Raw genomic sequence first — 16,091 nt, 5'->3', positions numbered from 1 at the left:
TGTCGTCTTGAAGTCTGAATACTGGAAACCGGCGTATGCATGCGCCGGGCCGCGCTTGCGTCAGCCAACCACCTTGCGGGGCGCCGGACGTGATGCTGTGGCCGCGCGCTTCTTCGGCGCTTCAAGGCACTGGATCGCGATTTCGAGGGAAGCAACGCCCTCCTCGCCGGTCACCGCCGGCACGCCGCCGGTCCGCACCGCATCGAGAAACGCCATCAATTCGGCGCGCAGCGGCTCGTCCTGCCCGACCGGCAGATGGCGCATCGAATAACTGCCATCGGTCTTGAAGCCGAAACATTCGGTGACCTGCCGGGTCAGCAGATCGCCCATCACATATTTGCCGCGCGTCGCGACCGTGACGGTGCGCGCCTTGAACGGCGTCAGCCAGTTGGTGTTGATATGAGCGAGCACGCCGGATGCCGTGCGGAACTGCAGCAGCGCGATGTCTTCGCGCTCGGCGACGGCGGAGGCGAGCTGCGGCTGCACCTCGACGATGTCGCTCTCGGTGAACCAGCGGATCAGGTCGATGTCATGCACGGCCAGATCGATGACAACGCCGACATTGGACATGCGCGGCGGGAACGGGCCGACGCGCGTGATGCCGATCGACAGAATGTCCTCGCCCTCGATCGCCTTCTTGATGGTGGCGACGGCGGGGTTGAAACGCTCGACATGGCCGATCATCAGAGTCACGCCAGCCTTTTGCGCGGCATCGACGATCTCGCGTCCCTCTTCCACGGTGGACGCAATCGGCTTCTCGACGAGCACGTGAATGCCCTTGGCGATGCAGGCGAGCGCGACTTCGTGATGCAAGTGAGTGGGCGCTGCGATGGTCACGGCATCGACGCCAGCAGCCAGCAGCGCGTCCAAATCGGCAAAGGTCTTGCAGCCGATCAGTTTCTCGGCGCGGGTGCGGTGTTCGAGCATGGGATCGACGATGCCGACCATTTCGATGCCCGGCAGCCCGGCCAGCACGCGGCCATGATTGGTGCCCATGACACCTGCGCCCACGACGCCGACCCGCAGCGTGCGCACCGCATCCTTCGCTGCGGAAGTTTCTTTCGACACCATTCAACAAACCTCAGAATTCTTAAGGGCGCGCACGCAGCGATTCACCATACCGGCGCCGTGAGTTCTCCTAGCATGCCCGCCACAGATGTGGCGATTGCCCTGCGAAGCTACCCAAACACGTTTTGATTCAAAGAATTACACCATGCGGCCGGTTCGGACCGAATCGATCCATGGGCTCTGGATCAACTGTGATCGATTGATATTGCAGCGCTTTTACGGCATCCTCAATGCGGGCGGATCGTCCCGATCGCGCGCCGACATCAGAGTGATTCCATGTTTCGCCGACATGCCATCGCGACCGGTCTCGCCGCGTCGTTAGCGATCGCCAGTTCCAGCCATGCAACTTCCGCGTTTGCGCAAACACCGCCTCCCGCGCCCGATACCCCGAAGGTCGTCGAACGCAATGTACGCGGACCATCGGCGCGCAACTTCCAGGTCGGCGTCTATCTGAATGTACAGCCCGACTGCACGTCGGGCACCCTGCCCGCCCTGCGCATGGTCACGCCGCCAATCAACGGCACCGTCAGCATCAAGCGCGGCAAGGTCAGTGCCACCAACTACAAGCAGTGCCTCGCGCTCGAAGTGCCAGGGTTCATCGCCTTCTACCAGTCGAAAGCGGATTTCGTCGGCAGCGACGAAGTCACGATCGAAGTGAAATATCCGGCGGGACGTACGGAAGTGCAGCGGATCAGGATCGATGTGGGCGGGAGTGGCGGAGGTGTGGTGCCGGCATTGCCGAAGGCGCCGCAGGGACAGAAGATTTAGCGCCCAATGCGACACATACGGCACGTCAGCAACATCAACTGATTGGCACCTAGTTAAGAGAGAGAAGAGAGCGCATCGCGCCTCTTCTCTCTCTTATATCACGATCAGGCCGTCGCGGTGATCTGACTACTATTCAGCATCATCTTGATCACGTCATTGCCAGCAGTGAGATTGGCGCCAGTGTCATGGATGACGGCAATATCGGTCCAGGTCGATCCGGAGAGATTAACTTGGATTGTCAGATCACCATTAGCCAGTGCAGAATTGCCACCCGCCGATGCAAGCCGCGTCAGGCCGTTAACATCCTCGAAACGAACATGATCGGCCCGTCCCGTACTGCTCAGACCGGACAGCAATCCTGAGAGATCGATCACGTCGGCAGAAGCACCATTTCCCGATACAAAGTCTGCGATCACGTCGAGACTTCCATCCGCATCACCGGACAACCATCGGAACGTATCGCTATCACTGCCACCGACCAAGAGATCGCGACCGGTGCCGCCGATTAAAACGTCGGAATTGCCGCTTCCAAACAGCAAATCGTTGCCGGCACCACCAGTGAGAGTCTCACTCGAACTTGTTCCAGCAATGATGTCGTTCCCCGTTCCGCCGGTAAGGCCGGTGCTGATATTGTAAGTTCCGTTACCAAGATCATAACCGTCATAGGTCGCGCCACCATCGAAGTTGAGATATTCGACCGGTCTATTGTTGAAATGATTCGCGACGTTGAAAGTCGAGCTGCTGTTGTTCGCATCATCGAATGTAATTGTAAGATTATTGCCGCTATGAACGAAATTCAGATCGGTCAAATCTGTCTTAAAGGTCTCGAGCACGATGCGATCATTTCCGTTGGCATCATTGATACTGCTATTGTCACCCCAACCGTGGCTGTAGGTATCATTGTTGTCTGATAGTGTGTTTGAGACGTTAATCGTGAAGGCGTTAGCCTGCACCGCACCATGGTTATCGGTGGCAGTTACCACGATGGTATGGCTCGTAGCATATTCATAATCGAGCGCGCTCGCCACCGTTACAACACCCGTCGTAGCATTGATCGCGAAGCGCCCTCCCGCACTGTCCGCCAAACCATACACAATCGTATCCCCAGAATCCGGGTCGATCGAAGCGGCCGTCAGGCCAACGACAGTGCCCACCGCAGCTGTTTCAGAGACCGAATTCTGCGCAGCGTTAGAGTCAGTAATCGTCCCTGGAACGTCGTTCACCGGCGCGAGGGTAAAGGAAACATGGGCAGTAGCGGAGCCGCCATGACCGTCACTGATCGTGTAGTCGAAGCCGGCCTCGCCACTGTAATTTGCGGTCGGTATGAACGAGATCGTGTGATCGGCGTTAAGCACCACGGTGCCGTGGCTCGCATTCGATACCGCTGTCACCGTCAGCGTATCGCCATCCGTATCTGTGTCGTTGGCGAGAAGCTGAGCTGTCGAGATAACGACTTTGCCGTCTTCGTAGAAACCGCTCCACTCCTCGACATAGCCAACATAGTCGGCCTCTTGTCCCGCCGGCGCGGCGGCACCGCTACCGTCATTCCAGCCGCCACCAAAGACGGCGAGCAGGCTGGCATAGTCTTCATCGCCGCCGTAATTATTCGGCTCGCCCACGCCAAAGTTTGCGTAGCCAACAGCATTTCCGGTGACGTAATCACCACCGAAGAAGACCGTGCCAGCTTCGGGTCCGGATACCCATTTCCAGACCCCCTCCACGGAAGTATCCGATGCGCCCAGCCAGACCGACTGGATAAAAGCGCCAGAGGCGAGGTTCTGGATGAACGCCTGCTCACCGGCCGAGGTGATGGTCGCAAGATAACCACCATCGGCGGCCGCTGCAGTATTAGCTGCAGCCCAGGAGTAATTGCCCTCCACAACCCTGTAGTAGTGTCCGTTAGCCGCGTTCAACGTCCAGCCTTCGCCAGACGGCGGTATACCTCCACCCAAAGTGTCATTCACAGCCACCGGCGCGTGATTTGCGCTGGCCACCGTGACGCTGACCGTATCGGGGGCCGCGGAGTAATGCGTCGTGCCGCCATTGCTCGTGGTGTCGACCTTCCCGCCCTCGCCGGCGAGGGCGTCCCATCCACGGAAGGTCAGTTCGTCGGCAGTGCCCGTGTAGCCTGCAGCCGGCTTGAAGTAGACGCGCGCCGTGGATGTTAGCAGCAGCGACTGAGTGTCCGATACTGTGCCGACTGCAACCCAGCTGCTGCCTCCATTGAGCGAATAGTACCAGGAGCCATGGGTATTGCTCACACCGGTGACGGCAATGCCGCTACCCGTGCCGTCAACGTCGCTGTAGTTGCCGATCCCGATCAGAGCGGACACGAGGGTGCCGACGGCGCCCGACGGCACTCCTGATCCCTCGCCGACGCTCACGGAAGGCGTCTTGCTCGCATCCAGCACCGGTGCGTCATTGACGCCGGTCACCGTCACATCGAGCGACTGATAGGCCAGGTCGGTCGGCTGATCGCCGTGCAGCGTGTAGCCGACACTGACCAAGAGCTGCGCGGCCGTCGGCAGCTTGTTCCAGTCGTCGCCAATCAGCTTGACCTGAATGCCACCCGTGGTCCAGGTGACTTCAACGTCGCTGGCATCGATCTGATATCCGCTGCCGCCATAAACGGTGACCGTGCCGAGCGTCACGGTGTTCGGGGCGCCGCTGTCAGGATCCAGCGTGGCGTTACCATTGCCGAGAACATCGAACACCTTCGAACCCGCATCTTCCGTCATGGAGCCGGCAACGTAGTTGAGCTGCGGAACGTCGTTCACGCCGGTGATGTTCATCGTCAACGTGCTGGTCGTGCTGGCGCCGTACGAATCGACCACCGTATAGGTGAAGACATCCGTGGCATGCGCGCCCGCAGTCAGCGACTGCGCAGCACTGTTGTTGGGCGAATACTGGAACGTACCGTCGGCCTTGATCGTGAGACTGCCGTAGGTTCCGGCAATCACGGTCGGGTTGGACAAATCACTGCTGACCGCGACTGCGGTGCCCGAAGTGCCTGTCAGGATAGCCGATACCTTGAGGGTATCACCGCTATCGACATCGCTGTCGTTGCCGAGAACGCCGGTCGCATAGGTCGTTGCCGATACGGTGGCATCCTCATTCACGGCAACGCTATTGGCGACAGCGACGGGTGTATGGTTACCGCTGATCACCGCTGCAGTCTTGGCGCTTGTCACGCTTTCGCTGAAGGTCTGACCATCGGTGTAGGTCACATTGACCGAAATCTGATGACCGACATCGCCGGCAGCCAGCGTGTAGGTGGAGTTCATCGCACCCGTGATGTTCACGCCATCACTCCGCCAGTGATAGACGATGTTGCTCTGTGCTCCATCCGGGTCGGTGCCCAGATTGGCTTGCAGGACATCGCCGACCTTCGGCGCCGTCCCGGTTTGGGTGGTATCGGTTACGGAAATCGTCGCCGCACCGTCATTCACCGGTGTGACGGTGAATGAGAAAGGCTGACTGACCGGCGTCGAGCCGTCCTGGTTGCCGTCCTCGACCTTGACGCTGAAGCTAGCCGTTGTGCCTTGCGAACCGTCGTGCAGGAAGGTGATCTTGCCGGCGGCCAGTTCCGCCGCAGTAAAGGACGTCGCCGCCACGCCGTTGTTCAAGATCTGGCCGTGTTGCAGGTCCGAGATCTGGAAGACGACCTGCGTTGGGCCGTTATCCGGATCGGTGTAGCCAAGCTCGCCCGAGGTCAGGACAACGGACGCCCCTTCCACAACCGTTGCAGACAGCGTACCGCCGAGCACCGGCGGGTCGTTCACGGGAACCATGTGAATGGTGCCGGTATGGGTAATGCTGTTGTCCTGCCCGTCATTGGCGACCACCGTAACGGTGCGGTCGTCCGAGTTCGGATTATCGCCGGCATACTGATAGACGATGCCGCGCAGGATTGTCTGATAAGTGTCCGTCGACGCATCGCCTGTGATCGTGAGAACACCGGTCGCGGCGTTGTAGACCACAGTGAGACCAGTGGCAGCATTCGTCGCCGACGTATTGAGCGACAGAAGTTCCACACCCAACCCACCTGCGGCGCTGAGGGTGACCGTCATCGAATGCATGGTCGAGGAGTCGACGTCGGTCAGGTTTGCGCTATCGAAGATCCAATAAGGCCATCCTTCGACTGCCGTCGTGGTCACGTCACTGTCCGCCGTGGTGCCGCCGTTGAGGTCGACCACCGGCGCGTCGTTCACCGGATTTACGGTGATTGCGATCGTCGTTTCTGCCTGCTTTGCAACCAAGCCCAGATCGCCATTGTCGCTGAAGGTCAGTTTCAGCGCGTCAGTGCCGTTGTAATCCGCATCCGGCGTGTAGGTTACGCCATTCGCAGCAACCAGCAGGCTGTTCAGCGTGGCCATCATGCCGGTCAGCGTGTAGGTCTCGGTGCTGGCGTCGTAGGTCGCGGTTACGCCCGCCATCGCTGCGATCGTCAGCGTACCGTGATCGACATGCAGGTTCAATTTGGCATCGCCATCGGCGTCGCGGTCGCTGACCTTGAGCGTGCTGGAAGTGAAATACTGGTTCAAAGAGAAGGAGTGATCTTCATCGACCGACGCGGTCAGTGAAGTGCTGGCCCAGGTCGGGGTGTCGTTGGTGCCCTGCACATCCAGCATCACGGTTGCAACGTTACTTGCCGCGCCGTGATCGTCGTACACTGTGATGTTGACAATCCGATCCGGCGATTCGCTTGGCACATTGTCGCCCGTGTGGAACCTGACCAGCGTCTCGATCGCTTCATTGATCTCGGCGCCGGTGAGGGTGCCGCCCGTCAGCGCATTGGTGAAGGTCATGACGACCTGACCGTTGGCGCTCACCGTGCTGTAGTTGATATGCGTCCCATCCGACAGCACGCGCTGGCCAGCAGTGGTGGGCATATTCAGATCGTCGCCGGCCTGAGCGTCGGTAATGGTGATCGTCGCCTTGGTGAAAGTGCTGCCATCGACATCGGATACGGTGGTCGTCACGCCGGAGAATACGTGGGTGCCGTATGCGTCCGCGCCATCCACCTCAAGATAGGCCGTAGAGCTGCCTATTGCGGTCACGACAGGCGCATCATTTGTGCCCGTGATGCTGACGTTGAGCTGGATGGTGTCGGTAGCACCGTGCTCATCGGTCACGGTCGCGGTGAAGGTCTGCACGACGATCTGGCCTTCGGCCAGCGCATGCACGGCCAGATTGTCGGCCTGGACGAAGTGCCACGCGCCGGTCTGGTCGATCGACATCGTGCCATAGGTCGAGGGTCCGCTGATCGACCAAGCCAAGTGCGCACCGTGGTCGACGTCGGTCGCGGTGAGCTGGCCGGCTGCCAGCGGCGGCAGGCCATGCGCCAGATCCCAGGCACGAGATGCGGAGGCATCCTCGTTCTCGTAGCCGCCGTAATACGGACGGCCGGTCAGGCCGGCATCGGCGATTTGCTGGACGAGCGAGTCGTGCAGTTCGGTCGAGGCGTGGCCCGGCGAGAATCTGTCGTCGATCGTCGGGATGTCAAGCGACCCGAGCAGGTTGTCATGCAGCGATTGCGCACGATCGGCGGTGCCATCTGCCAAGCCGCCGTTGACGTAGGACAGGCTGCCATCCGCTCCGTACTTCGCGACTGTATCGAGCAGCGGTGTGCCACCGTGCTGCACGTAATCCGCATAGACAAGGCCGAGCAAGACCGCCGCCTTGTTCACCGGGGTGTTGTAGTAATTGTTATAATTGTCGTCGAGGTAATCCCAGACGGTCGCGATGGCGTCCGCGAAGGTTGCGCCTCCGCCGAGCGCCGCTTGTACCGCCGAGACCACGGCCTTCATATCGGCTGCCGTGTTGACGTTCGCATCGGTCGCGTGCGCAGCGGTCGTGTCCCCGGCCGTGGTGGTCGGTTCGAAGGTGTGCGTCGCATCTGCCTGCTGGATGTTGTGGAGCTGCGAGCTGGCCGCCGCCGCCGGCACCGACGAGATGATGACCGGGGCATCGTTGGTGCCCCTGACGGTGATCGCGATTGTTCCGGCCCCGGACAGGCCGGCAACATCCTTCACCGTGTAGGAAAAGTTCTCCGTCACCTGCTCGCCTTGCGCCAGCGCATTGGTGTCAGGATCGACGTCGTTCAGCGTATAGACGTAGCTGCCATCTTCCTTGATTAACAGCGAGCCATAGGTCCCGGTCACGGTCACGCCATTGGCTGTCACCGATGTCGAGACACTGCCGACCTGCACATCGCTGACATGCAGATGATCCAGCGAGTTCGCGTCGCTGTCGTTGGTCAGCACGCTGCCCATAGCCGTCGACGGGGCGCTCGGAGCGTCCTCGACAACCGTGCCAGTATCGCCAACGGCGACCGGTGCGACGTTGACGAGCTCGCTGGCCGAAATCGTTGCGCCGTTGCTGCCCTCACCCTGGAAGAAGACCTTCTCCACATTGGTGAAATGCGCGATCACGACGTGATCACTGTTGCGCGTGGCCGTATAGGCGCCGTTCGCAAACGTGAAGGTGTAGTCGCTCCACTTGCCAGCCAGCTTCACCGTATCGGTATCGCCGCTATCGACAGAATCCGAGTCCACGATATCGACGACCGTGCCCGCCAGGTTGCGCAGATCGAACGTGTTGTCGCCGCTGCCGCTGTTAATCACGACGGTCGATGGTGCGATGCCCGTACCGGTCAAATCGCCGACCGCCACCGTGTCGTTGCCTGAGCCAAGATTGAAGTTGACATTCTCGATCTCGTCGGCGCGCACCGAGCCCGCGACATTGCCGTGACCGTCGTCGTAGGAGACGAGGATGTCAGTCTTGTCTACTCCCGTGGTGGGGACGATATTCGTACCCGTCGCCACCAGGCTGAGCGTGAAGTTGCGCGCCGTCGCATCGCCGTTGACGACCAGGATGTCATAGTTCGGGTCGGTCGTGCCGGTCTCGCTGCCGCCATCGACGGAGTCGTTACCGTCGCCGACAGCGTAGATGATTGTGTCGTCACCCGCGCCGCCGCCGATCTTGTCATTGCCAAGACCCCCGATAATGGTGTCGTTGCCATCTTGCCCATAGAGGCTGTCGTTGCCCTCACCGCCGTAGATGATATCCTTGCCATCGCCACCATACACGGTGTCGTTGCCTGCATCGCCATAGATGGTGTCGTCGCCCCCCTCGCCGTGCAGCTCGTCATTGTCGCCCCCGCCATGAATCTCGTCGGCGCCGTCACTGCCGTAGATTAGATCCTTGCCGGCATCGCCGAACAGCTTGTCATTGCCACCGCCGCCACGGATGACATCATCGCCATCGCCACCATAGATGGTATCGGCACCATTGCCGCCGCTCAGCTTATCGTTGCCGCCGAGGCCGGAGATGACATCGTTGCCATCGCCACCCTCGATGGTGTCGTCCCCGGCGCCGCCGCCGAGATAATCGTTGCCCTTGCCGCCATCGATCTTGATGCCGCCATTCGCCGCGTCGCTGCGGTAGGATGGCGAAACCATGATGACGTCGTCGCCGTCGGTGCCGACGATTTCCTCCACGCCGCTGATGTAAGACGGTGCCCGATAGCCGTCGTAGACATAGCCCGCCGCCGAGCCGCGGTTCAGGACGATCTTGTCGTATCCGGAACCGCCTTCCACCGGATCCTGGGTGCCGGCAAGCCCATCGATGTTCACCTCGACAGTGGTCCCATCACCAAGCTGGAACGTACGCGTGCCGCTGCCAGTAACATCCTTGCCGAGCAGGAACGTATCATCGCCCGCACCGCCATAGAGATGATCGGCGCCGAGGCCGCCCGTGACCGTATCGTTACCCTCATTGCCGTAGAGCGTATTTTCCTCATCGCCGCCGACAAGAACGTCGTTTGCCTTCGAGCCATGTGCCTCGGTGATCGCCCCCATGGCGTCGTTGCCGACCACATGGCCGCCGCCGCTGGTCAGATCCGTCGCTGTGTTGGCCGCAACGGTTTGGTCGTTCAAGGCGGTCGCCGTATCTGCGAGATTCACAAACACGCCAGTCGTCAGGTCGTCGTAGTGAATCGAGCCGACAGTACCGGCCGCATCCACCGTAACCGAGAAAAAGCCTGGGGTGCTGTCACCGTCCGTATCCGTTGCAGTCGTCGAGAAAGTCAGATTGAGCGTCTGCTCGCCTTGATCATTCGGCGATGTGTGGTCGACCGGCTGCAAAAGCGTGAAGCTGTAGTTGCCCGTTGCCGCATCGACGGAGACCGTAAAGACTTGGTTTTCGGCATGCGTCGCATCGGTGCCATGCAGATAACCGACCAAGACCGCACCAACCTGAACGACGTCCACAGCAATGCCGTAGGACTTGAGTGCAACCGTACTGCCCGCCTGGTCTGTAACAGTCAGACCGGTGTTGACAACCAAAGTCCTCGTCGAACCGTCATCGGCGCCCCAATTGAGGCCGATGCTGTTGGTCGTAGTTTTCGTTCCGTCTTCGTAGACGACAGAAGTCGCCGTATTGGTAAAGCTCGGGGCGGAATCGTTGACCGTGATCTTCAACTGGTCGGAAAGAGCCAATGTGTCGCCGTCACCATCGGCCACTGTGATGGCCGAGGAAAGATCGAGCGTGACGGAGGTTCCGTTGCCTCCACCCGTAACTTCGATAATGCCGTGGCCATTGTTGACGGTAGTCTGGCCGGAGGGCGAATTCGTCCCATCCAGATCGAAATGCGTTTGGTTCGGGACGTTACCAACGTTGATATAAACCGTCGTGTGCGCCGGGATTGCAAGATTGTAGTCGGTGCCACCGCCGTTATCGTCGAGCGTCCAGGAAACACTCGAATTGCTGTCATTGGTCACGCGAATGATGGCATCGCCATCAGACGTGTGACCGACGAATGCAAGATTGGTTCCATTCACTTCACCGACCTGAACGGACTGACCTGCATGATCCAGTGTTGAGGCCAAGATCGAATTGCCGTCGATGTTGTAAGACGCCGCCTGCACGTGATCGATCCCACCGAGTTGGGTGAAGATGTAGATCCCCGTGGTCGAGTTGACCGCAAAGGTAAAGATCGTCGCGCCGGTGACACTATCCTTCGCATAGAGCGAATTGGTTGCTGTATCGATGCTATAGATCAGGGTGTGACCGTTGGAGGTCAGTGAAGTTAACGACGGGGACAGATTCGTCATTTCCACCGTATATTTCCCAACGCCGTCGGCACCGAAGGATACGAGTGTGGAGAGGCCGCCATTTGCGGTGGGGAACGTCGATATGTCGCCGTCGCTGAGGAGAGCTTCATTGACAGCCTGATCGATCGTCGTGCTGGTCGCCACCGGCACATCGTCGCCGACCGTCACCGTAAACGTGTTGCTCGCGGTATCGCCGTCGCCGTCGGTCACGACATAGCCGAACTTCAGTGCCACACCATCGGTGCCCGGAGCTGGATGATCGATCTGATGCGTCAGCACGAAGTTGTAGCCGCCCGTCACCGGATCCAGCGTGACCGTAAAGATCACCTGACCGCCCGCTGTGACGCCTTCCAGCGTGTGACTGTCCACCACGTGATAGCGCACAGCCTGGTGACCGGAGGTGACAGCCTGATTGCTGCTGTCGGTAACGGCGCTGCCGTCGACGATGCCGCCGAAGGTCAGCGAAGCCAGTCCATCTGCGCCGGCATCGACATGCAGTGAGCCCGAGACCGAGGTCGCCGAGGTGCTGTCGTTGTGCTGTGTCAGCGTGACATTGTCGATCGCAATGCCATTGGCAACATCGACATTGGTGAACCAGCCATAGCGATGCCCGCCCGCATCGGAGATCAGGTCACCCGACACAATTGTCTGGGAGAACACCACTGCGCCCGACGCATCGCGCACGATCATGTCGACCGCAAGATGGCCGGTACCGTCGTCGTGGAACATCTGTGTGAAGGTGTACCAGCCGGCAGCTGTGACGTCGCCATGCAGACCGCTGCCCAGGTTCAGCTGCGGGTCGAAGCCGGTGTTGTTGCTCGCGCCGATGAAGATGTGTCCCGACGGGTCCTTGGTGACGTGGAAGATGAAGTCGCGCAGGAACGAACCATCCGCCTTGTTCACCGCAACCGAGTAGTCGAAGCCTTCGTTCGTACCGATCTTGCTCGGATCCAGATAGATATCGACCGATGCCTTGAAGCCCCCGTCGAACGTGGAATCGTAGCCACCAAAGCGCGTGAACGGTGCCGACTCGTCGGCCGTCTGCGTCACCAGCGCATAATTGCCGCTATGCGTCTTAGTCACGATGCCGTCGGTCCCCGACGCCTTGATGACCAGATGGCCGTAGTCGCCGCCATCGACAAACCCGGCCGACGTACTGTCCGTCGCATTCTCGAAGCCTTGGCCGAACCCGGTCTGCGTCGTCAGGTCATGCTCGCTCACCGACCCGGCATCGCCAGGACCAACCGTCGGCACATCATCGACGATGCGAACCGAGACCGGCACATTCAGCGAGTCGCCGTCGGCGTCCGTGGCGACCACGGTGAAGCCGAGCGTCAGCGGATCGCTTCCAGGCGCATGATCGAGCGGACCGAACAGAGCGACGGTGTAATACGGGTTGCCCGGCTCATAGAGCGTGATGCTGAACACGGCCGACTTCGAGGGATCATCAACCCGATAGGCGACGAGCCGCTCGTTATCGCTTCCTGGCGATTCCGGCTCGACCCGATAGGCCAGCAGAACGCCGTCCGAATGCAACACCGGTCCAATGACAGCGCCGTTGCCGTCCTTGGCGAAATTCAGATGCTTGGCCGCACCCTTGTCTGCTCCCCAGCTGACATTGAGGAAGCCCGTATGTGCATCGACCAGCGGCAAGCCCACCTCACTGACCGTCACCGCATCCGCGGGGGCCGTCGCAACCGGTACATCATCGATAATGCGGACCGTAATCGGCACGCTCAGCTCGTCACCATCGGCATCCGTCGCGACGACGGTGAAACCAAGCGTCAGCGGATCGCTTCCCGGTGCGTGATCGAGCGGCCCGAACAGCGCGACAGTGTAATACGGGTTGCCGGGTTCATAGAGCGTGATGCTGAACACGGCTGATTGGATCGGGTCACCAACCCGATAGGCAATCAGGCGCTCATTGTCGCTGCCAGCCGATTCCGGCTCGACGCGATAGGCCAGCAGGACATTATTGGAGTGAAGCACAGGTCCGACGACGTTGCCGTTGCTGTCCTTCGCGAAATTCAGATGCTTAGCATCACCCTTGTCTGCGCCCCAGTTGACATTGAGAAAGCCGGTATGCGCATCGACCTGGGGCAACCCAACTTCGCTGACCGTGACCGTCTCGGCGGGCGCAGTGGCCACCGGCGTATCATCGATAATGCGGACCATGATCGGCACGTTCAGGGAGTCACCGTCGGCATCGGTCGCGGTAACTGTAAAACCAAGCGTCAGCGGATCGGTTCCAGGCGCGTGATCGAGCGGGCCGAATAGAGCGACCGTGTAGTACGGGTTGCCCGGTTCGTAGAGCGTGATGCTGAACACCGCCGACTTCGAGGGATCATTGATCCGGTAGGCGATTAGCCGCTCATTGTCGCTGCCGGCCGATTCCGGCTCGACGCGATAGGCCAGCAGGACACCATTGGAGTGAAGTACGGGTCCGACGACGTTGCCGTTGCCGTCCTTGGCGAAATTCAGATGCTTGGCATCACCCTTGTCTGCGCCCCAGCTGACATTGAGGAAGCCAGTATGTGCATCGACCTGAGGCAAACCAATTTCGCTAACTGTGACCGTCTCGGCAGGAGCAGTGGCCACCGGCGTATCATCATCCACTGTGACGCTGAATGTACCCGCCACCGTATCGCCGTCGAAATCGCGCGCCGTGTAACCGAAACTCAGGCTGATATCATCCTCGCTGCCGCCAACCGGATGATCGATCGGCTTCAAGAGAGTGAACTTGTAGCTGCCATTGGCGTCGTCGGAGAGCGAGGCCTTGAAGACCCAATTCGACGTGTTGCCGGCAACGAACATGCCGGTATAGCCGACCACCGTCGTGCCGTTCTCAAGCACCTGATAGTGCACCGCCTGGCCTTGTGACGTTAGTGCAACGACCGTCGCGCCCGCGGTCGCGATCACAGCAGGCTGAAGTCCGCTGGTGGCGGAATCCGAGTCTGTAAAGTAAATGGCGCGCCCCGTCAGGGCCGCGACATTGCCGGAAACGTTGTTCGCAGCGCCGGCGCCGTCCTGCACGCCGCTCGCGTCAGACGTATCGCTGGCGTCGGCACCCCAATGAATGCCGAGGGAACCCGTGGCAATCGCAGTGCCAGGCGCATCGCCCTGCCCGCCCGTGTTGCCGCCGCTCAGCGCGTCCTCATCGACGATCGACGCCGTCGTGTGCAGTTGGACATTCGCGAGGAATGTGCCGCCGTTGTCGGCAACACCAACTTCGCGGAATTCGAGCGTGTTTGTTCCGGAAACCGCCGTGAAGGTGAAACTGAACTGCTGGAAGCCGGTGGCGCTTGGGTTGACGGTGCCGACCAGCTCGCCATTCCACCACACCTGCGCCGTAGCGTCGAAGCCAAGCGGCTTGGCGGCGTCGAAGCTCAGCGTATAGCTTTCACCCGCCGTCAGGTTGGTCAGTGTCTGCGCAATCGTGACGTCGCCGGGAGATGCGTCGAGATCGACGACACGGCCGCCGTTCACCGGATCGGCCACGTACCAGCCCGACGGATTGCGTTCGAGGCCGACGCCGCTGATGGTCCAGCCGACGATCGAGCCAGTCGCGGTCTGGCCACCCCAACCCGGCTGCGGCGGACCAAAACCGGTATTATCGAGGAACTGACCATTCGTGATCAGATTCGCGCCCAACGTGGAACTCGCGATCGTCGGTGCGTCGTCGCGGATGTCGATCTGCAAGATGCCTTGATTGAAGGCATCCGTCTTGTCACCGTCACCGTCGGTGACCTGGAAATCGAACACCATGGTCAGAGCATCGTCTGCCCCGCGCTGGTCGATATCCGGATGATCGATCGGACCACTCAGCGTGTAGGTATAGGCACCGGTAGTCTGGTTCACCACCAAGGTGAATACCGTCTGGCCACCTGCAGTACCGGTCAGTGTGATCGCCCCCTGGCCGCCGAACGCTGTTCCGTCCGTCACCGTACCAATCACCACGGCAACGCCGTGTGAGGTCAGAGCCGGGAAGCTCTCCGGATCTCCGGCACCTTCGGCCTGCTCCATGATCGCGGAGCCGAAACGATAGACGACGCTGGTGATCTGGCCGCCATCCGCGCCCGCGCTGAATGCCAGTATGCCGGTGCTGACGGACGGGATGAAGGCGCCTGCTGCATCGGTGCTCTCGGTGACGGGCTGGGCCCCCAACCATGACGCCGTTGGCGTATCGTCGTTGACCTTGACCGTCAGCGATCCGGTTGCCGTGTCGTTGTCGCCATCGGTCACGGTGTAGTTGAAGGTCAGCGACAGATTCTCTTCCGTTGTCGATGAAGGCTGCATTGATGTCGGATGCACCAGTGGTGCATGGGTCGAGAAGGAATACGAACCGTCAGCGTTGATTGTCAGGGTCGCGACAGGATGCAATGCGTCGAAATGAGCACTGGTCGCGGTCCAGGTGGTGACTCCTCCGGCCACGGTTGGCGAGCCCCACGTGACGGACTCCTGGTGTGCAACGCCATTGGCATCGATGTAGATGGCCTTGAATGCCGTTGTCGTCCCGAGCATTACGCTCTTGAAGCCGTCGGCACCGGGCGAGAACAACGCCCCCGCTACACCCGTCACCGAGGTCACGTTGGCAACGTCGTCTGCCCCACCGGCATTGCCGCCGCTGAACGCATCATCGTCCAGCACCGACGACGCGGTCACGGCGCCCGTGGTCACCGGGGTATCGTCATTGATGGTGACGGAGAAGGTCGCGGAAGCCGGATCGCCATCGGAGTCACGGGCGGTGAAGCCGAAGTTGATGCTGATGTTGTTCTCGTTGCCGCCGGCCGGGTGGTCCAGGCTGTCCAGCAGCGTGAAGGTGTAGGAACCGGCGCCGGTGTCCGACAACGACACGGTGAACACATGGTTCAAAGCCGGGTTGCTGCCGGTATAGGCCGTCAGCGTGGTGCCGTCCGCACTGAGGCTGTAGTTCAGCTCTGCTCCGTTGGAGTGCAGATGCTGCGATGTCAGCGTGGCCATGATGCCGGTGGTGAACACCACCGAACGATCGCCATTGGCCTGCGTGCTGCTGAAGCCGCCATTGACGACGCTGTTGGCGGAGTCCGCCCCCCAGGAGATGCCGAGCGTGTTGGTGCTGACGGCCGTGATGAACGGAAGATCGCCGATCCCACCTGGATT

The 16,091-nt window shown here is 60.5% G+C and carries 3 protein-coding genes; 1 reads left to right on the top strand and 2 read right to left on the bottom strand.

Annotation, left to right across the window (positions count from 1 at the left end; translation table 11 throughout):
• Positions 1–60: 60 nt before the first annotated feature.
• Positions 61–1,071, bottom strand: a complete 1,011-nt coding sequence (locus CHC01_RS24160) for a Gfo/Idh/MocA family protein (protein WP_089266940.1) — start codon at positions 1,069–1,071, stop codon at positions 61–63.
• 273 nt (positions 1,072–1,344) lie between these two features.
• Here CHC01_RS24160 and CHC01_RS24155 point away from each other — a divergent pair, with 273 nt between their 5' ends.
• Positions 1,345–1,836: a hypothetical protein gene (locus CHC01_RS24155; RefSeq protein WP_089266939.1), complete on the top strand. Its 492-nt coding sequence runs from the start codon at positions 1,345–1,347 to the stop codon at positions 1,834–1,836.
• A 104-nt stretch (positions 1,837–1,940) separates the two neighbouring features.
• On the opposite strand, the gene CHC01_RS33350 is transcribed toward CHC01_RS24155, so the two are convergent.
• Positions 1,941–16,031 (bottom strand): T1SS-143 repeat domain-containing protein, encoded by a 14,091-nt coding sequence (locus CHC01_RS33350; protein WP_283805466.1) that lies wholly within the window; start codon positions 16,029–16,031, stop codon positions 1,941–1,943.
• Between the last annotated feature and the right edge of the window lie 60 nt (positions 16,032–16,091).

It is taken from the genome of Tardiphaga sp. OK246 (genome assembly GCF_900188215.1).
GTDB lineage: Bacteria > Pseudomonadota > Alphaproteobacteria > Rhizobiales > Xanthobacteraceae > Tardiphaga > Tardiphaga robiniae.
The sequence above is the reverse complement of the archived record's forward strand: the minus strand, read 5'-3'. Positions and strand labels throughout refer to the sequence as shown.

Excerpts from the sequence above, each read along its gene's own strand:
- CHC01_RS24155 (WP_089266939.1), top strand. The coding sequence starts at position 1,345 with ATGTTTCGCCGACATGCCATCGCGACCGGTCTCGCCGCGTCGTTAGCG.
- CHC01_RS24160 (WP_089266940.1), bottom strand. The coding sequence starts at position 1,071 with ATGGTGTCGAAAGAAACTTCCGCAGCGAAGGATGCGGTGCGCACGCTG.